The organism is Pseudomonas sp. Pse35, from assembly GCF_024519715.1.
Taxonomy (GTDB): Bacteria; Pseudomonadota; Gammaproteobacteria; order Pseudomonadales; family Pseudomonadaceae; genus Aquipseudomonas; species Aquipseudomonas paracarnis.
This window is the reverse complement of sequence record NZ_JALJRP010000016.1, coordinates 74,670-95,798: the sequence shown is the minus strand read 5'-3', so window position 1 is coordinate 95,798 and position 21,129 is coordinate 74,670. Positions and strand designations below refer to the sequence as shown.

Annotated in this window: 23 protein-coding genes and 1 pseudogene; 18 read left to right on the top strand and 6 right to left on the bottom strand. The window is 59.4% G+C overall.

Annotated features, from left to right (window positions below; all coding sequences use genetic code 11):
• The first annotated feature begins 59 nt into the window (after positions 1-59).
• Together argJ and OC445_RS15485 are read left to right on the top strand one after the other, a co-directional pair.
• The gene (gene argJ / locus OC445_RS15490) at positions 60-1,277 is read left to right on the top strand and encodes a bifunctional glutamate N-acetyltransferase/amino-acid acetyltransferase ArgJ (protein ID WP_054918425.1); all 1,218 of its coding nucleotides are present in this window, start codon (positions 60-62) and stop codon (positions 1,275-1,277) included.
• A 143-nt stretch (positions 1,278-1,420) separates the two neighbouring features.
• Positions 1,421-2,365 (top strand): Nudix family hydrolase, encoded by a 945-nt coding sequence (locus tag OC445_RS15485; RefSeq protein ID WP_047711674.1) that lies wholly within the window; start codon positions 1,421-1,423, stop codon positions 2,363-2,365.
• A gap of 110 nt (positions 2,366-2,475) precedes the next feature.
• Here the strand turns inward: OC445_RS15485 and OC445_RS15480 are convergent, their stop codons facing one another.
• The 3 genes from OC445_RS15480 to OC445_RS15470 are packed head-to-tail and all read right to left on the bottom strand — an operon-like array spanning position 2,476 to position 6,057.
• Entirely contained in the window at positions 2,476-3,054 is a 579-nt protein-coding gene (locus tag OC445_RS15480; RefSeq protein ID WP_032895497.1) for a cob(I)yrinic acid a,c-diamide adenosyltransferase, read from the bottom strand.
• Between the two features lie 2 nt (positions 3,055-3,056).
• Entirely contained in the window at positions 3,057-5,093 is a 2,037-nt protein-coding gene (locus OC445_RS15475; RefSeq protein WP_054918432.1) for a sensor histidine kinase, read from the bottom strand.
• Positions 5,094-5,139: 46 nt separating this feature from the next.
• The gene (locus tag OC445_RS15470) at positions 5,140-6,057 is read right to left on the bottom strand and encodes a putative 2-dehydropantoate 2-reductase (protein WP_054898016.1); all 918 of its coding nucleotides are present in this window, start codon (positions 6,055-6,057) and stop codon (positions 5,140-5,142) included.
• A gap of 123 nt (positions 6,058-6,180) precedes the next feature.
• On the opposite strand from OC445_RS15470, the gene OC445_RS15465 reads away from it, so the two are divergent.
• Complete coding sequence (locus OC445_RS15465; protein ID WP_003193880.1) at positions 6,181-6,666, top strand: YajQ family cyclic di-GMP-binding protein; 486 nt, start codon at positions 6,181-6,183, stop codon at positions 6,664-6,666.
• Between the two features lie 137 nt (positions 6,667-6,803).
• Positions 6,804-7,646 (top strand): mechanosensitive ion channel family protein, encoded by an 843-nt coding sequence (locus tag OC445_RS15460; protein ID WP_054898004.1) that lies wholly within the window; start codon positions 6,804-6,806, stop codon positions 7,644-7,646.
• A gap of 182 nt (positions 7,647-7,828) precedes the next feature.
• On the opposite strand, the gene OC445_RS15455 is transcribed toward OC445_RS15460, so the two are convergent.
• Positions 7,829-9,109, bottom strand: coding sequence for an OprD family porin (locus tag OC445_RS15455; RefSeq protein ID WP_181123925.1), 1,281 nt, complete (start codon positions 9,107-9,109; stop codon positions 7,829-7,831).
• 740 nt (positions 9,110-9,849) lie between these two features.
• Here OC445_RS15455 and OC445_RS15450 point away from each other — a divergent pair.
• Complete coding sequence (locus OC445_RS15450) at positions 9,850-10,275, top strand: HIT domain-containing protein (RefSeq protein ID WP_054898003.1); 426 nt, start codon at positions 9,850-9,852, stop codon at positions 10,273-10,275.
• Positions 10,276-10,278: 3 nt separating this feature from the next.
• Positions 10,279-10,485, top strand: a complete 207-nt coding sequence (locus OC445_RS15445; RefSeq protein ID WP_005790924.1) for a SlyX family protein — start codon at positions 10,279-10,281, stop codon at positions 10,483-10,485.
• Between the two features lie 73 nt (positions 10,486-10,558).
• On the opposite strand, the gene OC445_RS15440 is transcribed toward OC445_RS15445, so the two are convergent.
• The gene (locus OC445_RS15440; RefSeq protein WP_262020209.1) at positions 10,559-10,780 is read right to left on the bottom strand and encodes a cold shock domain-containing protein; all 222 of its coding nucleotides are present in this window, start codon (positions 10,778-10,780) and stop codon (positions 10,559-10,561) included.
• A gap of 57 nt (positions 10,781-10,837) precedes the next feature.
• Positions 10,838-11,161, bottom strand: a pseudogene (locus OC445_RS27040) (cold shock domain-containing protein membrane protein); the annotation flags it as partial.
• Positions 11,162-11,588: 427 nt separating this feature from the next.
• On the opposite strand from OC445_RS27040, the gene OC445_RS15435 reads away from it, so the two are divergent.
• The 12 genes from OC445_RS15435 (at position 11,589) to tolA (ending at position 21,123) form a co-directional block, all read left to right on the top strand.
• The gene (locus OC445_RS15435) at positions 11,589-12,062 is read left to right on the top strand and encodes a Dps family protein (protein ID WP_003193874.1); all 474 of its coding nucleotides are present in this window, start codon (positions 11,589-11,591) and stop codon (positions 12,060-12,062) included.
• 180 nt (positions 12,063-12,242) lie between these two features.
• Positions 12,243-12,596, top strand: a complete 354-nt coding sequence (locus OC445_RS15430; protein ID WP_034128584.1) for a ribbon-helix-helix domain-containing protein — start codon at positions 12,243-12,245, stop codon at positions 12,594-12,596.
• 162 nt (positions 12,597-12,758) lie between these two features.
• On the top strand, positions 12,759-12,980 hold the full coding sequence (locus OC445_RS15425; protein ID WP_003193872.1) for an FmdB family zinc ribbon protein: 222 nt from the start codon (positions 12,759-12,761) through the stop codon (positions 12,978-12,980).
• A gap of 108 nt (positions 12,981-13,088) precedes the next feature.
• The gene (gene aspS, locus OC445_RS15420) at positions 13,089-14,864 is read left to right on the top strand and encodes an aspartate--tRNA ligase (protein ID WP_005790914.1); all 1,776 of its coding nucleotides are present in this window, start codon (positions 13,089-13,091) and stop codon (positions 14,862-14,864) included.
• Positions 14,865-14,999: 135 nt separating this feature from the next.
• Complete coding sequence (locus OC445_RS15415; RefSeq protein WP_034128583.1) at positions 15,000-15,746, top strand: YebC/PmpR family DNA-binding transcriptional regulator; 747 nt, start codon at positions 15,000-15,002, stop codon at positions 15,744-15,746.
• Between the two features lie 171 nt (positions 15,747-15,917).
• The gene (gene ruvC / locus OC445_RS15410; RefSeq protein WP_019821257.1) at positions 15,918-16,442 is read left to right on the top strand and encodes a crossover junction endodeoxyribonuclease RuvC; all 525 of its coding nucleotides are present in this window, start codon (positions 15,918-15,920) and stop codon (positions 16,440-16,442) included.
• A gap of 70 nt (positions 16,443-16,512) precedes the next feature.
• Positions 16,513-17,124, top strand: a complete 612-nt coding sequence (ruvA, locus tag OC445_RS15405; protein ID WP_003193868.1) for a Holliday junction branch migration protein RuvA — start codon at positions 16,513-16,515, stop codon at positions 17,122-17,124.
• Positions 17,125-18,183, top strand: a complete 1,059-nt coding sequence (gene ruvB / locus OC445_RS15400; protein WP_159959467.1) for a Holliday junction branch migration DNA helicase RuvB — start codon at positions 17,125-17,127, stop codon at positions 18,181-18,183.
• A gap of 238 nt (positions 18,184-18,421) precedes the next feature.
• On the top strand, positions 18,422-18,877 hold the full coding sequence (gene ybgC / locus OC445_RS15390) for a tol-pal system-associated acyl-CoA thioesterase (RefSeq protein WP_014719714.1): 456 nt from the start codon (positions 18,422-18,424) through the stop codon (positions 18,875-18,877).
• A gap of 1 nt (position 18,878) precedes the next feature.
• Positions 18,879-19,574, top strand: coding sequence for a protein TolQ (gene tolQ / locus OC445_RS15385; RefSeq protein ID WP_003193865.1), 696 nt, complete (start codon positions 18,879-18,881; stop codon positions 19,572-19,574).
• A 23-nt stretch (positions 19,575-19,597) separates the two neighbouring features.
• Complete coding sequence (gene tolR, locus OC445_RS15380) at positions 19,598-20,050, top strand: protein TolR (RefSeq protein WP_161793227.1); 453 nt, start codon at positions 19,598-19,600, stop codon at positions 20,048-20,050.
• Complete coding sequence (tolA, locus tag OC445_RS15375; RefSeq protein WP_003193863.1) at positions 20,050-21,123, top strand: cell envelope integrity protein TolA; 1,074 nt, start codon at positions 20,050-20,052, stop codon at positions 21,121-21,123. Before tolR ends, tolA begins: the two co-directional genes overlap by 1 nt.
• Positions 21,124-21,129: the final 6 nt, after the last annotated feature.

The window sequence follows — 21,129 nt, the reverse complement described above, 5'->3', positions numbered from 1 at the left end:
TTAATTCCCACCGTCGATAGCGACGGCACAGACATCACCTATTTTTGAGGAGCGCATTCATGGCTGTTGGTCTTGGTCCTTTGCCCACGTTGCACCCGGTTGCCGGTTTTGAACTCGGTATCGCTTCGGCGGGCATCAAGCGCCCGGGGCGCAAGGATGTGGTGGTGATGCGTTGTGCGGAAGGCTCGACCGTGGCGGGCGTGTTCACCCTCAATGCCTTCTGCGCCGCGCCGGTGATTCTGGCCAAGCAGCGCGTGGCCGGGTCGATTCGCTACCTGCTGACCAATACCGGCAACGCCAACGCGGGCACCGGCGAGCCCGGCCTGGTGGCGGCGGCGCGCACCTGCGCCAAGCTGGCCCAGTTGACCGGCGTCGATGCCAGCCAGGTGCTGCCGTACTCCACCGGTGTGATCGGTGAGCCGCTGCCGGTGGAAAAAATCGAAGGCGCCCTGCAAGCCGCGCTCGATGATCTGTCTGTGGATAACTGGGCGGCTGCGGCTACCGGCATCATGACCACCGATACCTTGCCAAAAGGAGCGAGCCGTCAGTTCGTGCATGAGGGCGTGACTATCACCGTCACCGGTATCAGCAAGGGCGCAGGCATGATCCGTCCGAACATGGCCACCATGCTCGGTTATATCGCCACCGACGCCAAAGTCTCCCGTGATGTGCTGCAACGCCTGATGCTGGACGGCGCCAACAAGTCGTTCAACCGCATCACCATCGACGGTGATACCTCCACCAACGACTGCTGCATGCTGATCGCCACCGGCCAGGCCAACCTGCCGGAAATCACTTCCACCGAAGGTCCATTGTTCGCGGCGTTGAAACAGGCAGTGTTTGAAGTGTGCATGGACGTGGCCCAGGCCATCGTGCGTGACGGCGAGGGCGCGACCAAGTTCGTCACTGTTGAAGTCAACGGTGGCGGCAACCATCAGGAATGCCTGGATGTGGGCTACACCGTGGCGCACTCGCCGCTGATCAAGACCGCGCTGTTTGCTTCGGACCCGAACTGGGGCCGTATCCTCGCGGCTGTCGGCCGTGCTGGCGTGCCGGACCTGGACGTGAGCAAGATCGACGTGTTCCTGGGTGACGTGTGCATCGCCAGCCGTGGCGCCCGCGCCGAAACCTACACCGAAGCCCAGGGCTCGGCGGTGATGCAGCAGGAAGAAATCACCATCCGTATCGAACTGGGTCGTGGTGACTGCAGCGAAACCATCTGGACCACCGACCTGTCCCACGAGTACGTGAAGATCAACGCGGAATACCGTACCTGAAAATGACCCTCCCCCTGTAGGAGCGAGCTTGCTCGCGAAAAACTCAATGCCATCGCGGTTATCCTGGATGCACGCGTTATCGTTGACGTTCTTCGCGAGCAAGCTCGCTCCTACAAAGGGCTACGACGAGAGGAAGCAGTGGCGTGAAACGAGTGCATGTAGCAGCAGCGGTGATCCGCGGTGTCGATGGCAGGATCCTGCTGGCGCGCCGTGCCGATACTCAGCATCAAGGCGGGCTCTGGGAGTTTCCCGGCGGCAAGGTGGAGGCTGATGAGTCGGTTGCCACGGCTTTGTCCCGTGAATTGCAGGAAGAGCTGGGCATCCAGGTCACCACGGCGCGGCCGCTGATCAAGGTGCAACATGACTATCCGGACAAGCAGGTATTGCTGGATGTCTGGGAAGTCTCGGCTTTTACCGGCGAGCCCCATGGCGCTGAAGGGCAGCCGTTGGCGTGGGTGGCACCGCGGGACCTGGTCAACTATGAATTTCCGGCGGCGAATGCGCCGATTGTCGCCGCGGCACGCTTGCCCGCCGAGTACCTGATCACCCCTGGCGAGCTGGAGACCCCGACGCTGTTGCGCGGTATCCAAAAGGCTATTGCTGGTGGCATCAAGCTGGTTCAACTGCGTGCGCCCAACGGCTATGACCCCAAATACCGTGACCTGGCGGTAGATGCGGTGGGCCTGTGTGCCGGCAAGGCGCAATTGATGCTCAAGGGGCCGTTCGAGTGGCTGGGGGATTTCCCAGCTGCCGGCTGGCACATGACCTCGGCGCAGTTGCGCAAATACGCCAGTAAGGGCCGCCCACTGCCCAAAGACCGTTGGCTGGCGGCTTCGTGCCACAACGCGGAAGAGCTGGCCCTGGCAGAAATGATGGACGTGGATTTCGTCACCCTGTCGCCGGTGCAGCCGACCCAGACCCATCCGGATGCCCAGCCGTTGGGGTGGGAGCAGGCGCAGCAGTTGATCGCCGGGTTCAGCAAGCCGGTGTTTCTGTTGGGCGGGGTTGGGCCGGCGCAGCGGGAGCAGGCCTGGGAGGCTGGTGCGCAAGGTGTGGCAGGTATTCGAGCGTTCTGGCCGCAGGTGTGATGATCATTCCCACGCTCTGCGTGGGAATGCCTCCTGTGACGCTCTGCGTCATGTTTTGGACGCGGAGCGTCCCTTGATACATTCCCACGCAGAGCGTGGGAGCGATCAGGTCAGTGTGGCTTGGCCGCCGCCTGCCACAACACTTCCGCAACGCCTTGGCGCTTGGCAATCACCCTGGCCGCCACAAACAGCAAATCCGACAACCGATTGATGTACGCCAACCCCACACCCTCCAGTGGCTCCACCGCATTCAAGTGCTGACAGCGGCGCTCGGCGCTGCGCGCCAGGCTGCGGCACACATGGGCCTGGGCAATCAAGGCTGAGCCGCCGGGCAGGATGAAATTCTCAAGCGGCCCGACTTCCTCGTTCCAGCGATCAATCGCTGCTTCCAGCCGATCCACTTCCGCCGCATTCAGCGCCTTGTATACCGGCATTGCCAGTTCACCGCCCAAGTCAAACAGACGGTGCTGGCAAGGCGTGAGCACTTCAATCACGTCCTTCAACGCCGGGTGCTTGCCGCTTTGTTCTTCAAGGTTGGCCAGCAGCAGGCCCAGTTGGCTGTTCAGGGTATCCACCTCGCCAATCGCTTCCACGCGTGGATGGTCCTTGGGCACGCGGCGGCCGTCGCCGAGGCCGGTCTCGCCTTTGTCGCCGGTACGGGTGTAGATCTTCGACAGGCGAAAGCCCATGGTCAGTGCTCCAGTTGGGTAAGTTCAGTGGGGGGCAATTGGCTGCCGGCCAAAGGCAGGCGCAAGGTAAAGCAGGTGCCCTGGCCCAGGGTGGAATGCACCTCCATCTGGCCCTTGTGGTTGTTGGTGATGATGAAGTACGACACCGACAGGCCTAGCCCGGTGCCCTGGCCGATTTCCTTGGTGGTAAAGAAGGGTTCGAACGTGCGCTTGCGCACGTTTTCGCTCATGCCTATGCCGTTGTCTTCTACCTGGATTTCTGCCCACGGCGGGTTCAGACGGGTGCGCAGGATAATGCGCCCAGGTTCGCTGTCGTCTTCACGCAGGTGAATGGCCTGGGCGGCGTTCTTCAACAGGTTGAGCAGCACTTGTTCCAGCTCGTTGGCGGTGCCGGGTACCGGGCCCAGTTGCGGATCGAACTGGCGGATGATCGCCTGACCCTTGAAGTCGAAACCAATGGTCAGATCAAAGTCGTTGCCAGCGATTTCCACCGCCTGGTCGATCAGCGCCGGCAAATCGCAGGGCGCCATCTGGCGATTGCTGCGGCGGCTGAAACTGAGCATATGGGTAACGATTTTCGCGGCACGCGCCCCGGCCTGCTGAATGCCGTCGAGCAATTGCGGGACTTCGCGGCCTTGCAGGTATCGGTTGACCGTCTCCAGCTCGATACCCACCTGTTCGGCAAGTTCCAGGTTCTTGGGCAGCTCGGGAGACAGGCGCCGGCGAATGTTCTGCACGTTATGCAGGATCGCGCCCAGCGGGTTGTTGATCTCATGGGCCATACCTGCGGCCAGGCCGCCCACGGAGAGCATTTTTTCCGATTGCACCATCATTTCTTCCAGGGACAGGCGCTGGGTGATGTCGTCGATTCGGATTACCACTCCGCGCCCGGCGCCGCCCATCAACGGGTAGAACGTCAGCGCGTAATGCTTGGGCTCGTCGTCCTTGATCCAGGTGACCCGCTCAATCCGCTCCACCGTGTGTTGCTCCACGGTGGCCTTGATCTGTGGCAGGTACGGCTTGAGCGGCTGGAAGGCCAGGAAAACCGGCTGGTTCAGGGCTTCGTCCAGGCGAGTGCCGGATAGGGCGGTGGCTTCCTGGTTCCACTGGGTAACGTAGAGTTGTTCATCCAGGGCGATCAGCGCCGAGGGCATCGAGTCGATAATGCTGTTCAGGTAGTTCTGGAAGCCCGTGAGCTTTTTCTCGATCTTGCTGCGTACCTGGACTTCCAGTTCCAGCTTGCGGTTGGTATGCCGGGTTTCTTCGGCCAGGCCCTGAGCCTGGTCATACGCAGCCTGGGAGTCGTCGCGCGCGCGTTTGAGCTGCTGCTCACGGGCTTCGATGCGCGACAACATGGTGTTGAACGCTTCGGCCAGGCTGCCGATTTCATCACGGTTGCCACGCCCGGCGCGTAAAGCGTAGTTCTCCTCGCGGGTCACCTGGCGGGACAGTTCTTCAAGTTCATGAATCGGCCGTGTGATCAGGCGTTTGATCTGCCGGGCGATGACCAGCCACAACAACACACTGAAAATCAGGATGCCCAGGCTGGCGGTCAGCGTGCCGGTATAGAACGCCACCGGCAGCTCACTGCTGGCCACCAGCAACAAATGCCCCGAAGGCTGAGTGCCACGGGGCAGGGTGATGACCTGGTTGCTGCGAAATTCAGTGAGGCGCCACGCTTCGATATGCCGGTAGTGGTCCGGCAGGTGCAGGCGGTCGCCGTGCTGCATCTGCGCCAGGCGGTTGCCTTCGCCATCGTACAAAGCGGCGGCGCGCAACGGTGAATAGCTGGTCAGCTCATTGAGCAGCGCCTCGGCCTTGGTCGGAGACTCAAGGGCCTCGGCGGCAAGCGCGGGGTTGGACACCAGTCGACCAATGGACTGCAAGGCCTGGGGGGCCATGCTTTCCTGGGAGATCCAGTAGGCGGCGCTGATAAACGTCAGGTTGGCCACCAGCAATACGGTGGTCAACAACACCAGCAGGGCCGCCAGCAGTTTCTGCCCTACCGGTAGATTTTCAAGACGCTGGCGCAATGGCATCAGGGGTTTCCCAGGTGATAGACAGGTAGGCAGGGTAGCGCGTGCCTCAGTCGCTGGCCAATCCGCGTGTGCGCAGATATTCGACCAGGCGCGCTTGCAACTGTTGCAGGTGCGGCAACACCAATTGATGGCGGGCCGCCGCCTGGCAGGCATAGCCCAGCAGGTAGCTGATCTCGGTACGTCGGTGGTTGGCCACGTCCTGGTGCATGGACGAGTAATTGGCCGCCGTGGCCTGGATCACCCGCTGCACTTCGCTGTGCAGGTCCTGTGCGGCAGCAGGTTGGCCGCAGCATTCCAGCAGCTCGGCCAATTCAGCGCACAAGGTTGCCACTTCACACGCGTGGGCTTGCAAACCGCCGTTGCGGCACTGGTAAAGCACGGTCAGCGGGTTGATGGCGCAATTGAGCGCCAGCTTGCGCCACAGGCGTGTGAGGATATCACTGGCCCAATCGTGGGGAATGCCGGCCGCTTGCAGGTCGTTCAGCCACAGCGGTGGCGTGGGGTGGCTCGCATCCCCCAGCCAGGTGTAACCATGGCCGGCAAATACCACCCGCCAGTCGCCTTCGCGAAACGCGCCTTCGGTACTTGAGGCATAGATGCAACGGGCCAACGGCACTTGTGCAGCCACTGCGTCCTGGCTGCCAAGGCCGTTTTGCAGCAGGATCAGTTCGGCGTCGGGCGCAAGTCTAGGGTGCAACTGGGCGATAGCGCTTTGAGCATCGTAGGCTTTGCACGCGACCAGCAGGCGATGAATCGGCTCCGGGCTGTCAGGCGTTTCACCGACTACCGGGTAAGTCTGTTCCACACCCTGCTCGACCAGGGTCAGCCCTTGGCCGGCTCGATAGTCGGCCAGGCGCGCCTCATTGCGCAGAATCAGCCTGACGGGCACCCCCGCACGTGCCAGCCGCGTGGCCCAGAGGGTGCCCAGGCTGCCGGCGCCAAGAATATGCCACGGGGTCGACATCAGTGTGTACTCCATAAGGTCGCCAGCGGTGAACGGCGCGAAAGAACCGCTATAATGCCCCGGCATTTTAGCTCGGGCGCGCTCCATCTCTACTGAGCCCGCCCCTTATATTGGAGAAATCACATGCCTTCGTTCGACGTGGTATCTGAACTGGACAAACACGAAGTCACCAACGCCGTCGAGAACGCCGTCAAGGAACTGGACCGTCGCTATGACTTGAAAGGCAAGGGCAGCTTCGAATTCAAGGAAAAGGAACTGACCGTCAACCTGACCGCTGAAGCCGATTTCCAGCTGGAAGCGATGATCGAGATCCTCAAGCTGGCCCTGGTCAAGCGCAAGATCGACGTGCAGTGCCTGGAAGTCAAGGACGCCTACGCCTCAGGCAAACTGATGAAGCAGGAAGCCGTGCTCAAGGAAGGCATCGACAAAGAGCTGGCCAAGAAGATCGTGGCGCACATCAAGGACGCCAAGCTCAAGGTCCAGGCCGCCATCCAGGGCGAGCAGGTTCGTGTCACCGGCAAGAAGCGTGACGACCTGCAAGAGGCCATCGCGGCCCTGCGCGCCAAGACATTTGACATGCCGCTGCAGTTCAATAACTTCCGCGACTGATGGCACTTTGGGGAACCTGTGGGCACTTTTGACGTCCCACGCCCCAAGCATCATTGCCTACAATTGAGCCCTTCGGGGCTCAATTGCGTTTTCAGGCAGTCAATACAGCCTTATCGCCGCACAACAGGAGAAAGTAGATGGATTTGAACGCTGAAATGGATCACCTGATCAAGACCTCCCAGTCTTGGCTCCCCATGATCATGGAATATGGCAGCCGCGTATTGCTGGCGTTGGTCACCCTGGCCATCGGCTGGTGGCTGATCAACGTCTTGACTCACCGCGTGGGCCGTCTGCTGGCCATGCGTAACGCTGACTTGGCACTGCAACACTTCATCACCAGCCTTGCTAACATCGCGCTCAAAGTCATGCTGGTGGTCAACGTGGCCTCGATGATTGGTGTGGCCACCACCTCGTTCGTTGCGGCGATCGGTGCCGCTACCCTGGCAATCGGCCTGGCCTTGCAAGGCAGCCTGGCGAACTTTGCCGGCGGCGTGTTGATTCTGTTGTTCCGCCCGTTCCGTATCGGTGACTGGATCGAAGCCCAGGGTACCTCGGGTACCGTCGACAGCATCCAGATCTTCCACACGGTGCTGCGCACCGGCGACAACAAGACGGTGATCATTCCCAACGGCAGCCTGTCCAACGGCCTTATCACCAACACCAACCGCCAGCCGACCCGCAAGGTTGTGTTTGACGTGGGTGTGGACTATGAGGCGGACCTGCAGAAGGCCCGTGAAGTGCTGCTGGCTTTGGCTGAAGACCCGCGTGTACTGAAGGACCCTGCCGCCGTGGCGGTGGTGTCGACCTTGGGCGACAGTTCCATCACCGTCTCCCTGCGTTGCTGGACCAACACACCGGATTATTGGGACGTGATGTTTATGTTCAATGAGCTGGCGCGTGACCGTTTGAAAGCGGCCGGGATTGATATTCCGTTTCCGCAACGGGTTATTCGAGTGATGCAGGAAAGTGCGCCGAAGTAACTTGGCGTGATGCTATCGAAGTTGGCCGAAAGGTCAGCTTTGAAAAACTAGTTACTTAGCTTGCTAGTTGTTTTGTTGGTTGAAATAAAACTGCAATAAAAAAGCCGCTCCCTGTTTAAACAGAGGAGCGGCTTTTTGTTTAAGGCCGAGGCCTCAAGTCATCGTTGTAATTGAACCGGCAATTACAAGATGTTCAGCGGGTAGTTGGCGATCAGACGCAGCTCGTCGATCGATGGCGAACCGTAGTACACGCCATCACCGGAACGGTAAGTCGCTTGACGCAGGCGCAGGCTCAGGTCTTTTGCCGGGCCGCTCTGGATCACGTACTTGGCTTCGATGTCGCGTTCCCACTCTTTGCCATTCGAGGTGGTGCCCGTATTGGCGCCGCTACCGGTTACATAACGGGTCATGAAGCTCAGGCCCGGAATGCCGAAGGTTGCCATGTTGATGTCATAACGCGCCTGGTAGGACTTTTCGCCTTCGGCGTTGAAGTCGGAACGGGCGATGGAGTTGGCCAGGAACACAGTGCCGCCGCCGTCTACGCCGTAACCGTAGTCGCCGTCACCGGTGACTTTCTGGGCTGCCAGGGTGAAGGTGTGAGCACCGATGGTGTACGCGCCCTGCAAGCTGAAGGCGCGGTTGTCGAGCTTGGTCACGCCATCTTTCTCTGCGCGTTGCAGGCCGGCGCCGTCGCTCTTGGTGTCGTAGATGTTGAAGTCCAGGGCGAACGACTGATCATTGCTCAGGGCGTGGGTCCAGTTCAGGTTGCTGTAGTACTTGCGGAAGTAATCTTCGGTTTTCGCGTAGTACAGGCTGCCGGTGACTTCTGGAGTGAAGGCATACACACCGCCGACGAAGTCGGTTTTGGTCAGGCCCAGGCTGTCGTGGTAGGTCTGGTTCTGCGCGACGCTGGAAGTGAAGTGACCGCCTTCAAGCTTCAGGCCCTTGATTTCGTTGCTGGTGATGGAGATACCTTGCGGCAGCTCTGGCAGCAGGCGGCTGTCGTCGGAGGCAAACACTGGGGCTGTGGTGTATTGGTCACCGACTTTCAGCACAGTGTTGGAGATGCGGAACTTCACCGCGCCGCCGCCTTTGGAATAGTCATCTTGCGAGCGACCGTCGGAACCGGTTGGGAACAGGCCGGTGCCGGCGCGGCCCTTGCCGCTGTCGAGCTTGACGCCCATCAGGCCGATCACGTCGACACCGACACCAATGGTGCCTTGGGTGAAGCCCGATTCGTACAGGGCATTGAAGCCCAGGCCGGTTTCTTCAGCACGGCTCTTGGAGCCTGGGCCCGACGGGTTGTTACGGAAGTCACGGCTGAAGTACAGCGCGCGAGTATTGATGCTGAACGTACTGTCTTCAACAAAGCCCTTGGAATCGTCCTGGGCGGACGCCATTGCGAACTGCGAGGTGCCTGCTGAAACAGCCAGGGCGATCATGCTCCACTTCATCACGCGCATCGTGATTTGCTCCTTTGGTTTTAGGAAGAGTACTGCCGTCCCACCTGTATTTTTATCTGGGCGGCTCTTTCTTTTTGTGTCGGCGCAAAGTTATCTCACGCAGACCCTATTGACGATACTTACTCAATTATCCTTTCAGCTTCTTTACGAGGCTGTCGTAAATCGCTAGATCCATGTCGCAAATTCACAGCCTGAAATGTATCCAGGCTGACAACTTCAATGCTGTTTTCAGACTTCTTTCAAAGTTTGAACGCATCCCTGATACACATTGAAACGCCACTATTTTTATCGCGAAACACCTGTGTCCAAACGGGTGTCGTTGCCGACGATATGGGGGTGAATGCAACAAGCGTGCTCAAACCACTTACCGAATGTCATTTTTTCGTGAAAAGTGTGATGAACCTGTAAAAACCGCATAAGCACGGGGGTTTTACGCCATTTCGGTTGGGCTTGACGCCAGGGTGTTACCCCGGTTCGGTGGTACCTGAATCCTGTACCTGGGTAAAACGTTACCGGTTGACCCTTATCAGTGGGTAATCGGCGGATCCCTTTGAGGCACAGGTGGGTTATTTTGGTGCATCCCGTTGAGGCCCGGCCTAGCGTTGCTCACCTGGGCTGTTGCCTCTAAAGGGTGCATCTTTTTGCCTGGTTGCCTCAAGGCCGCCAGCATTGCCCGTGAAGCCTTGGGCATTCGAAGGTATGCTGGGCACCTGTTACCGACCTGCCGAACGGAGTGCCACGTGTTCGCCTTAGATCAACGCCTGCAACAAGATACCTTGGCCATTGGGGACTTCCCGCTCTGTCGCCTGCTGCTGTCCAATGACGCCAATTACCCCTGGTTCATCCTGGTGCCGCGCATCGAAGGTATCAGCGAAGTGTTTCAACTGGATGTCGCAGATCAACAAACCTTGTGGCAAGAAACGACGGCCCTGGCGCAGCTGCTTAACGACGGGCTGGCGGCCGACAAGATGAACATCGGCGCGCTGGGTAACGTGGTCAGCCAGTTGCATGTGCATGTGATTGTGCGCAAGCGCGACGACGCCGCCTGGCCAGCCCCGGTGTGGGGCAAGCACCCGGCCCGGCCCTACACCGAAGAGCAGGTGGCCGCGACTCGCAGCCGATTGCGAGAGCTATTGCCTGCCGACTTCATCTTTACCCAGGACTGAACCATGGACCTGCAAGAACGCGTCACCGACCTGGAAAGCCGCCTGGCCTTCCAGGACGACACCATTGAGACCCTCAACGACATCCTGGTCACCCAGCAGCGGGCCGTCGAACGTCTGCAATTGCAAATGACTGCACTGCTCAAGCGCCAGGAAGAAATGGGCGGGCAGTTCGAGTCATCCGAAGAGGAAGCGCCGCCGCCACACTATTGAGTGCGCAAGCAATAAAAAAACCGCGACCCAGCCAAGGCTGGATCGCGGTTTTTTTTTGCTGCGAGGGCTGGGATCAGCGACGCGGCAGGGCAGCGATGACATCTTCGGCTTGCAGGCCCTTGTCACGGTTCATCACCGAGAACTCTACGCGCTGGCCTTCGACCAGGACGCGATGGCCTTCGCCACGAATGGCTCGGAAGTGGACGAAGATATCGTCGCCCGAGTCGCGGGAAATGAAGCCGAAGCCCTTGGAGGTGTTGAACCACTTGACGGTCCCGGTATCCCGGTCGGTCATGTCATAGTTTTGCGACGCGGCCGCTGGAGACGAGCGGTAGAAGCTGATGGCCAGGTGAAGAACGATGGCGACCACAGCGATCACCAGGCTGAGCAGGATGGCCGGATGGCCCCCGACTTCAGGCATGGGCGCCAGGAGGGTGAGGGTTTGTACGACAACAGTCAGCACCAGCAGCGCACTGACCAGGTTTTGCAGTTGATGACGCGTGCCTTTGTTCCAGTAAGGGATTACCGGCGCGAGCGTCAGGTTAAGAAGGCCGAACAAGGCCAGGTACAGGGCGTCGTGTTGTTCCAGGTAGGGCAGGCTTTCAGGCTGCAGGCTCGGAATAAAGGACAGCAGCAAGGCTGCGACGCCCGTTAGCAGGTGGACGATTTTCAACATTTTGGTTAACTCACGTTAAGACGGATCACAAGGAAGAGCTGACTGGCACGGTTCGCTTCTGAACAATGGGAGGCGTTGAGCACGTGCGCGGGTATCAGCCTATGTGACGTGCCGCAGGAATAAACGGCAGCCACACCGCGTCTATTTAACAGCAAAGGCTGTGCCTACTCAAATCAAGCATTTCGGGGTGTTGCCACGGCCAAGGCATTTCTGCGTCAAACGCTTGTCCTAGACAGGTGCGGGATTTTTTCAGTGGTGGCCTAGACCCTTCCTACAGGTAAATAGGCTTGCCAAGTCAGATCCCGCAGTCGGTGCGGGGCGATTTGCCGCATGCAGCCCGAGTGTGTCGGGCTGCACGTGGCGCACTCTCTTGCTAGAGTGGAACTGCACCTGATCAATGAATGCTCGTCAATTGAAGGGGAAACACATGGCAATCGATATTGGTATCAGTGAAGAAGACCGTAAATCCATCGTCGACGGACTTTCCCGCCTACTCTCCGATACCTATGTTCTGTATCTGAAGACCCACAATTTCCATTGGAACGTCACAGGCCCCATGTTTCGTACGCTGCACCTGATGTTCGAAGAGCAGTACAACGAGCTTGCGCTGGCAGTGGACTCCATCGCCGAGCGTATCCGTGCCCTGGGCTTCCCGGCGCCGGGTGCCTATTCGATTTACGCCCGCCTGTCTTCCATCAAGGAAGAAGAGGGGGTGCCGAGCGCCGAAGAGATGATCAAGCAGTTGGTGGCCGGTCAGGAAGCAGTCACGCGTACCGCGCGAGGCATCTTCCCATTGCTCGACAAAGTCAGTGATGAGCCGACGGCGGACCTCTTGACCCAGCGTATGCAGGTTCATGAGAAAACCGCGTGGATGCTGCGCTCCCTGCTTGAAAACCAGTAACTGTCGAACCCAGGCGGCGCCTTTTCGGCGCCGCCTGCTGGTTTCCCTGCGCTTCCTGGCGTTGTCCTACAACTAACAACTCCCCGTCTTCTGGCTGCTCTGCGCTGGCTGCTGTTTTATAGGCCATCGTCCAATGGGAGAAGCCCATTGGCTGCTGTTTGGCAATGGAGTGTCAGGTGTATGTCACGTGGAGTGGGTAAGGGAATGATGGAAGCCTGTGGTTTTCACAAGATAAAGGTCGACCCTTTTACCAAGGGTTTTGATATGGGGCTGGCCAAGCCACTGTCCCGTTCGGTCAGGCTCAATGGGTTTTCTACCTGCCTGCGGCTTGAACAGATCTATTGGAATATCCTGACGGAAATCGCCAGGCTCAATACCTGTTCGGTCAGTGCGCTGTTGTCCTATGTCGATCGGGAAGTGCATTTGCGTTACGGAGGCGTGAAGAACTTCAGTGGGCTGGTGAGGGTGGTGTGCGTGGTTCACGTCCTCAAAGGTCGGGGCGCCCTCACGTCCGGGGATACGCTCGCGCAGTAGTCCGATGGCCGGGCCTTCAGCCCGACGGGCCGGGTCCTGGGCACAAAGCCGGCTGCGCTGTATTGATTTACCAGATATAATCCCGCGCTTTGCTGCGCATGCCGGGCTTTATGCACAGGGCAGGGCGTGGCGCTGTAACGATCTGATCGCCGAGACATCTCCATGCCCATGTACGACTATCAATGCGCTTCCTGTGGTCATCAGTTGGAAGCCATTCAGAAGATCAGCGCCGCGCCGCTGGTCGATTGCCCTGCCTGCCAGGCACCTGAGTTGAAGAAGATGTTGTCCATGCCGGGCTTCCGCCTGAGCGGCAGCGGCTGGTACGAGACTGATTTCAAGACCGGTGCCAAGAAGAACCTGGCCGGCGGCGACAAAGCAGACTGAGTTGAACTCTACGCGCAGGCTCCTGCATTATCCGTCCCCTGCTTTAATGTGCGGTGACGAGGCGGGCCTGCCACCGAATTTCGAATTACGAGAAGTGAAACCACGACCATGATGCGCAGCCACTATTGCGGCCAACTGAACGAGACCCTGGAAGGTCAGGAAATCACCCTTTGCGGATGGGTTCACCGTCGCCGCGACCACGGCGGGGTAATCTTCCTCGATATCCGCGACCGTGATGGTCTGGCCCAGGTAGTGTTCGACCCGGACCGCGCCGAAAGCTTCGCCGCCGCCGACCGCGTGCGCAGCGAATACGTAGTGAAGATCACCGGCAAGGTACGCCTGCGTCCGGCCGGTGCCGTGAACAAGAACATGGCGTCCGGCGGCATCGAAGTGCTGGGCTATGAGCTGGAAGTGCTGAACGAGTCGGAAACCCCGCCGTTCCCGCTCAACGAATACTCCGACGTGGGCGAAGAAACTCGCCTGCGCTACCGTTTCCTGGACCTGCGTCGTCCGGAAATGGCCGAGAAGCTGCGCCTGCGCTCGCGCATGACCACCAGCATCCGCCGCTTCCTGGATGAAAACGGCTTCCTCGACGTCGAAACCCCGATCCTCACCCGGGCCACCCCGGAAGGCGCGCGCGACTACCTGGTACCGAGCCGTACCCATGCCGGCAGCTTCTTCGCCTTGCCGCAATCGCCGCAGCTGTTCAAGCAACTGCTGATGGTGGCTGGTTTCGACCGCTACTACCAGATCGCCAAGTGCTTCCGTGACGAAGACCTGCGTGCCGATCGCCAGCCGGAATTCACCCAGATCGACATCGAGACCAGCTTCCTCGATGAAAAAGAGATCATGGGCCTGACCGAGCAGATGATCCGCAACCTGTTCAAGGAAGTCCTGGACCTGGAGTTCGGCGAATTCCCGCACATGACCTTCGAAGAAGCCATGCGCCGCTACGGTTCCGACAAGCCAGACCTGCGTAACCCGCTGGAGCTGGTGGACGTGGCCGACCAGCTCAAGGACGTCGACTTCAAGGTGTTCAGCGGCCCGGCCAACGATCCTAAATGCCGCATCGCCGCCCTGCGTGTGCCTGGCGGCGCGAGCATGCCGCGCAAGCAGATCGACGACTACACCAAGTTCGTCGGCATCTACGGTGCCAAGGGCCTGGCGTACATCAAGGTCAACGAGCGCGCCAACGGTGTCGACGGCCTGCAATCGCCGATCGTGAAAAACATCCCTGAAGCCAACCTGAACACGATCCTCGATCGCGTCGGTGCGGTTGACGGCGACATCGTGTTCTTCGGTGCCGACAAGGCCAAGATCGTCAGCGAGGCCCTGGGCGCGCTGCGTATCAAGCTCGGTCACGACCTGAACCTGCTGACCTGCGAATGGGCGCCGATGTGGGTTGTGGACTTCCCGATGTTCGAAGAGAACGACGACGGCAGCTTCAGCGCCTTGCACCACCCGTTCACCGCACCGAAGTGCTCCCCGCAAGAGCTGGAAGCCAACCCTGCAGGCGCGCTGTCCCGTGCCTACGACATGGTGTTGAACGGTACTGAACTGGGTGGCGGTTCGATCCGTATCCACCGCAAAGAGATGCAACAAGCGGTCTTCCGCCTGCTGGGCATCAACGAAGCGGAACAGGAAGAGAAATTCGGCTTCCTGCTCGACGCCCTGAAATACGGCGCGCCGCCGCACGGTGGCCTGGCGTTCGGCCTGGACCGTCTGGTGATGCTGATGACCGGCGCCCAGTCGATCCGTGAAGTGATCGCCTTCCCGAAAACCCAGAGCGCTGCGGACGTCATGACCCAGGCTCCGGGTGTGGTTGATGCCAAGGCACTGCGCGAGCTGCACATCCGCCTGCGCGAGACGCCGAAGGCTGAGTAAGGCTGCAGCGTGAAAGCGCGATAAGGTTGTACGCAGTCAAAAAGGCGCATCTTCGGATGCGCCTTTGCGTTTAAAAGAGGGAAATCTCGCCTGGGGCGGGATTGATAAGGTTTCTAGAGAATTCGGAGTTGTGTTATGGCTGGCCATTCCAAGTGGGCGAACATCAAGCACCGCAAAGAGCGTCAGGATGCCAAGAAAGGCAAGATCTTCACCAAGTGGATTCGCGAACTGACCGTCGCTGCCCGTCAGGGTGGCGGTGACCCGGGCTCCAACCCGCGTCTGCGCCTGGCGCTGGACAAGGCGCTGGGCGCCAACATGAGCCGCGACATCATCGACCGCGCCGTGGCCCGTGGTGCCGGTGCGGCCGACACCGACGATATGGTCGAGCTGACCTATGAAGGCTACGGCCCGGGCGGTGTGGCAGTGATGGTCGAATGCATGACCGACAACCGCAACCGTACCGCGGCAGCCGTGCGCCATGCGTTCAGCAAGTGTGGCGGCAACCTTGGCACGGACGGCTCGGTGGCCTACCTGTTCGAGCGCAAGGGGCAGATCACCTTCGCACCGGGCACTGATGAAGACGCGCTGATGGAAGCCGCGATGGAAGCGGATGCCGATGACGTGGTCACCAACGAAGACGGCTCCATCGATGTGTTCACCTCGTTCGCCAGCTTCTACGCCGTGCGTAATGCCCTGGAAGCCGCTGGTTTCAGCGGTACCGACGCGGAGATCGTGATGCTGCCGACCACCAGTGCCGAACTGGACCTGGACGGTGCCCAGAAGGTGCTGAAGCTGCTGGACATGCTTGAAGATCTGGATGACGTGCAGAATGTGTATTCGAATGCCGACATCCCTGAGTCTGTGGCCGAACAGCTCGCTTAAGAACGATGAATATCCGCTGTGGGAGCTGGCTTGCCTGCGATAGCATCACCTCGATTTGACAGAAGCACCGAGGTGCCCGCATTGCAGGCAAGCCAGCTCCCACAGGGCTTCTATGCTGTTACACAAATGTGTGCCTGGCACATACCGTTGTAAATCCAACCCGCAGGCGTTATGACTTTAATCCTAGGTATCGACCCCGGTTCGCGCATCACCGGTTTTGGCGTGGTGCAGCAGACCCCACGCGGCTGTGTGTACGTCGCCTCGGGCTGCATCCGCACTGGCGCAGGGGAATTGGCCGAGCGGCTGCAGATCGTCTATCGCGGCGTACGTGAAGTCATCCAGACCTACGGCCCGGTCACCATGGGCATAGAGAAAGTCTTCATGGCCAAGAATGCCGACTCGGCGTTGAAGCTCGGGCAGGCCCGGGGCGCTGCCATCGTGGCAGGTGCCGAGGAGGGCATGGAGATCGCTGAATACACCGCGACCCAGGTCAAGCAGGCCGTGGTCGGCACCGGTGGCGCCAACAAGGAGCAGGTGCAAATGATGGTCATGCACATGCTCAAGCTTACGTCAAAGCCGCAGATCGACGCCTCGGATGCCCTGGCCATCGCCATTTGCCATGCCCATACCCGCTCCAGCCTGTTGCCTCACGGCTTGGGCGCAGCACGTAGTCGTGGCGGGCGGCTGCGTCTCTGATAGCATCAGCGCAATCGTTATTTTTGCGGTCAGGCTCCGATCTGACCCCCAAGCTTTAAGGATCTGAACCGTGATTGGACGCTTGCGCGGCACCCTGGCTGAGAAACAGCCGCCGCACCTGATTCTGGATGTGAATGGGTTGGGTTATGAGCTGGAAGTGCCCATGACCACCCTGTATCGCCTGCCGTCGGTCGGCGAGCCGATAACCTTGCACACTCATTTAGTGGTGCGCGAAGACGCGCAACTACTCTATGGTTTCATCGGCAAGCGTGACCGCGATTTCTTCCGCGAGCTGATTCGTCTCAATGGCGTGGGGCCCAAATTGGCCCTGGCCTTGATGTCGAGCCTGGAAGTGGATGAATTGGTCCGGGCTGTATCGGCCCAGGATACCTCGGCCCTGACCAAGGTGCCGGGGGTGGGCAAGAAGACCGCCGAGCGCTTGTTGGTCGAGCTCAAGGACCGCTTCAAAGCCTGGGAGGTGGTGCCGAGCATGTTCGCCCTGGTACCGAACCAGCCGGATATGCCGGCGGCCCAGGTCGCCAGCGCGGAAAGCGATGCCGTCAATGCGCTGATCTCCCTGGGCTACAAGCCTCAGGAAGCCAGCAAGGCCGTATCGGCCATCAAGGACAAGAACCTGAGCGCTGAAGACATGATTCGCCGTGCCCTGAAGGGAATGATTTAAGTGATTGAAGCCGATCGTCTGATCGCGGCCACCGGCCCGCGTGACCGTGAAGAAGTCCAGGACCGGGCCATCCGCCCGTTGAGCCTGGCCGAATACATCGGCCAGCCCACCGTGCGCGAGCAGATGGAGCTGTTTATCCAGGCCGCTCGCGGGCGCAGTGAGTCCCTGGACCACACCCTGATCTTCGGCCCGCCGGGTTTGGGCAAGACCACTCTGGCCAATATCATCGCCCAGGAAATGGGCGTGTCGATCAAGTCCACCTCCGGCCCGGTGCTTGAGCGTCCTGGCGACTTGGCCGCGTTGCTGACCAATCTTGAACCCCATGACGTGCTGTTTATCGACGAAATCCATCGCTTGTCGCCGATTGTCGAAGAAGTGCTGTACCCAGCCATGGAAGACTTCCAGCTCGACATCATGATCGGCGAAGGCCCGGCGGCCCGTTCGATCAAACTCGACCTGCCGCCCTTTACCCTGGTGGGCGCGACCACCCGCGCGGGCATGTTGACCAACCCGCTGCGAGACCGTTTCGGCATTGTTCAACGTCTAGAGTTCTATAGCACCGCCGATCTGGCGACCATTGTCAGCCGGTCGGCGAGTATCCTCGGCTTGCCCCTGGACCCGGAAGGCGCCTTTGAAATCGCTCGACGCGCTCGCGGTACGCCACGAATTGCCAACCGTTTGCTGCGCCGCGTGCGAGACTTTGCCGAGGTGCGTGCCAAGGGCCACATCACCAAGGCCGTGGCGGACCTGGCCTTGAACCTGCTGGATGTGGACGAACATGGTTTTGATCACCAAGATCGACGCCTACTTTTGACCATGATCGAGAAATTCGACGGTGGCCCGGTCGGCGTGGACAGCCTGGCCGCAGCCATCAGTGAGGAGCGCCATACCATTGAGGATGTGCTGGAACCGTACCTGATTCAGCAGGGCTACATCATGCGAACCCCGCGGGGCAGGGTGGTGACGCGTCATGCCTATTTGCACTTCGGGCTAAACATTCCGTCACGATTGGGAGAGATACCCGTGGTAGACGAATTCCTCGATGCAGTGGACGATTAAAAAATTGCAGGAGCGAGCTTGCTCGCGAAAAACGCCAACGATAACGCGGTATGTCTGGTTATACGCGGCGTGCTCAGGTTCTTCGCGAGCAAGCTCGCTCCTACAGGGTATTTGTCATGTGGGGTGATTTATCTGAGCTTTGTGCTGTCCCAGTGTCTGGCGTCGTCATTTGAAAGCGTTCAGGAATGAAAAAACAGTTGCCCAGCCAATTGGCAACCTGAGGAGTAAGCACTAGAGTATGCGCGCGCAAAACGGGGATCAGTCGTTCGCACATCGCTGTCGCGTTTATTACGAGGACACCGATGCCGGCGGCATCGTTTATTACGTCAATTACCTGAAATTCATGGAACGGGCTCGAACCGAGCGGCTGCGGGAGTTGGGTTTTGCCCAGTCCGAGCTGGTAGGCGAGGACCTGTTATTCGTCGTGCATTCCAGCGAGGCGCGGTATTACGCGCCGGCGCGACTGGACGATGAGTTGCTGGTCAGTGCTGAAGTCATCGAATTGAACCGTGCCAGCCTGCGTTTCAAACAGCAGGTCAGGCGGGCCACGGATGCAACGCTGCTCTGTGAGGGGCAGTTCCTGGTGGCGTGTGTGCGCACCAACAGCTTGAAACCTCGGGCCATTCCCGAAACTCTACGCGCGGCCTTTGCCGCCGTGAGCGGCGCGGGTCAACAATCAAAGCAGGAGATTTAGCGTGGAACCTACCGTCGTCGACCATTCCTCCATGTGGAGCCTGGTCAGCAATGCCAGTGTCGTGGTTCAACTGGTCATGCTGACCCTGGTAGCCGCATCGGTTACCTCTTGGGTCATGATTTTTCAGCGCAGCAACATGTTGCGCGCCGGTCGACGTGCCCTGGAGAGCTTTGAAGAGCGCTTCTGGTCGGGTATCGACCTGTCCAAACTGTACCGCCAGGCCGGCAGCAACCCGGATCCGGATTCGGGCGTCGAGCAGATCTTCCGTGCTGGCTTCAAGGAGTTCTCGCGCCTGCGCCAGCAGCCAGGTGTCGATCCTGAAGCGGTGATGGAAGGTGTGGCCCGTGCCATGCGCGTGGCCATCTCCCGCGAAGAAGAGAAACTCGAGCAGGGCCTGCCGTTCCTTGCCACCGTCGGTTCCGTCAGCCCGTACATCGGCCTGTTCGGTACCGTATGGGGCATCATGAACTCCTTCCGTGGCCTGGCCCAGGCGCAGCAAGCCACACTGGCCACCGTGGCCCCGGGTATTGCCGAAGCACTGATCGCCACCGCGATCGGCCTGTTCGCCGCTATCCCCGCAGTAATCGCCTACAACCGTTTTGCCGCAACCAGCGAAACCTTGATCGGCCGTTACTACACCTTCGCCGATGAATTCCAGGCGATCCTGCACCGTAAAGTGCACACCAGCGAAGAATAAGCAGGTAATTCCCAATGGCTTTAATCGCTCGAGCTCGCAAAAAGCGCAAGCCGGTCGCCGAGATGAACGTAGTGCCCTACATCGACGTGATGCTGGTGCTGCTGGTGATCTTCATGGTGACCGCGCCGATGCTCAACCAGGGCGTGAAAGTTGATCTGCCCAAGGTTTCCAGTGAAGCCTTGCCGCAGGACAACAACACTCAGGTCCTGACCATTTCGATCAAGGCTGACAAGACCTATTACTGGAACCTTGGCAGCGAAGTCGACACGCAAAAGCAGCAGGACAAGGCCCTGACCTTGCCGGCCATGACCGATGCGGTGACCAAGATCATTCGCTCCGGCAACGAAGGCGGCAAGCACACCCAGGTGTTTATCCGGGGTGACAAATCGGTCGACTACGGTTCCGTCATGGGTGCCATGGGCGGGCTGCAGAAGGCCGGCGTCGGTAACGTTGGCTTGATTACCGAGGCGCCCTGATGCAGCAACAGCGAGAGCCGTCCGCCTCGGAAAGCTACTTCTGGCCTGGCGTGTGGGCAATTGCCCTGCACGTCCTGGTGTTCGGCATGCTGTTCGTCAGCTTTGCCATGACCCCGGATTTGCCGCCAGCCAAGCCGATCGTGCAGGCGACCCTGTATCAGCTGAAATCGAAAAGCCAGGCCACCACCCAGACCAATCAGAAGATTGCGGGTGAGGCCCAGAAGTCGGCCGCGCGCCAGACTGAAGTCGAGCAGATGGAACAGAAGAAGGTCGAGCAGGAAGCGGTGAAGGCTGCTGCGGAACAAAAGAAAGAAGAGGCGGCTCAAAAGGCCGAGGAATCGAAAAAGGCTGACGAAGCCAAGAAGGCCGACGAGGCGAAAAAGGCTGATGAAGCCAAGAAAGCCGAGAAAGCTGCCGAAGCGAAAAAGGCCGAAGAGAAACAATTGGCTGATATAGCCAAGAAGAAATCGGAAGAAGAAGCCAAGAAGGCTGCCGAAGAAGAGGCCAAGAAAAAGGCCGCTGAAGAAGCCAAGAAAAAGATAGTCGAAGACGCGAAAAAGAAAGCCGCCGAAGACGCCAAGAAAAAAGCTGAAGCAGACGAGGCGAAGAAGAAAGTCGCCGACGAAGCGAAGAAGAAAGCTGCCGCCGACGCCTCCAAGAAAAAGGCCCAGGAAGCAGCACGCAAATCCGCCGAAGAGAAAAAGGCCCAGGCCCTGGCAGATTTGCTTTCCGACACGCCGCAGCGTCAGCAAGCCTTGGCCGATGAGCGTGGCGATGAAGTCGCGGGCAGTTTCGACGACCTGATTCGGGCGCGGGCAGCGGAAGGTTGGACACGTCCACCTTCGGCACGTAAAGGCATGACAGTAGTGCTGCAGATCGGCATGTTGCCGGACGGTACGGTGACTTCGGTCAGCGTGGCCAAGTCCAGTGGTGACGGTTCGTTCGACAGTTCGGCGGTTGCCGCGGTCAAGAATATTGGCCGGTTGACCGAGATGCAGGGAATGAAACCAAGTGACTTCGCTCCCTATCGTTCATTCAAGATGACATTCACACCTGAGGATCTAGCCTTGTGAGAAACC

Bases quoted from the DNA above. Each gene is read 5' to 3' on its own strand.
- argJ (WP_054918425.1), top strand. From the start codon at position 60: ATGGCTGTTGGTCTTGGTCCTTTGCCCACGTTGCACCCGGTTGCCGGT.
- OC445_RS15480 (WP_032895497.1), bottom strand. From the start codon at position 3,054: ATGGGCTTTCGCCTGTCGAAGATCTACACCCGTACCGGCGACAAAGGC.
- OC445_RS15475 (WP_054918432.1), bottom strand. From the start codon at position 5,093: ATGCCATTGCGCCAGCGTCTTGAAAATCTACCGGTAGGGCAGAAACTG.
- OC445_RS15470 (WP_054898016.1), bottom strand. From the start codon at position 6,057: ATGTCGACCCCGTGGCATATTCTTGGCGCCGGCAGCCTGGGCACCCTC.
- OC445_RS15465 (WP_003193880.1), top strand. From the start codon at position 6,181: ATGCCTTCGTTCGACGTGGTATCTGAACTGGACAAACACGAAGTCACC.
- OC445_RS15460 (WP_054898004.1), top strand. From the start codon at position 6,804: ATGGATTTGAACGCTGAAATGGATCACCTGATCAAGACCTCCCAGTCT.
- OC445_RS15455 (WP_181123925.1), bottom strand. From the start codon at position 9,109: ATGCGCGTGATGAAGTGGAGCATGATCGCCCTGGCTGTTTCAGCAGGC.
- OC445_RS15445 (WP_005790924.1), top strand. From the start codon at position 10,279: ATGGACCTGCAAGAACGCGTCACCGACCTGGAAAGCCGCCTGGCCTTC.
- OC445_RS15440 (WP_262020209.1), bottom strand. From the start codon at position 10,780: ATGACCGACCGGGATACCGGGACCGTCAAGTGGTTCAACACCTCCAAG.
- OC445_RS15435 (WP_003193874.1), top strand. From the start codon at position 11,589: ATGGCAATCGATATTGGTATCAGTGAAGAAGACCGTAAATCCATCGTC.
- OC445_RS15430 (WP_034128584.1), top strand. From the start codon at position 12,243: ATGTCACGTGGAGTGGGTAAGGGAATGATGGAAGCCTGTGGTTTTCAC.
- OC445_RS15425 (WP_003193872.1), top strand. From the start codon at position 12,759: ATGCCCATGTACGACTATCAATGCGCTTCCTGTGGTCATCAGTTGGAA.
- aspS (WP_005790914.1), top strand. From the start codon at position 13,089: ATGATGCGCAGCCACTATTGCGGCCAACTGAACGAGACCCTGGAAGGT.
- OC445_RS15415 (WP_034128583.1), top strand. From the start codon at position 15,000: ATGGCTGGCCATTCCAAGTGGGCGAACATCAAGCACCGCAAAGAGCGT.
- ruvC (WP_019821257.1), top strand. From the start codon at position 15,918: ATGACTTTAATCCTAGGTATCGACCCCGGTTCGCGCATCACCGGTTTT.
- ybgC (WP_014719714.1), top strand. From the start codon at position 18,422: ATGCGCGCGCAAAACGGGGATCAGTCGTTCGCACATCGCTGTCGCGTT.
- tolA (WP_003193863.1), top strand. From the start codon at position 20,050: ATGCAGCAACAGCGAGAGCCGTCCGCCTCGGAAAGCTACTTCTGGCCT.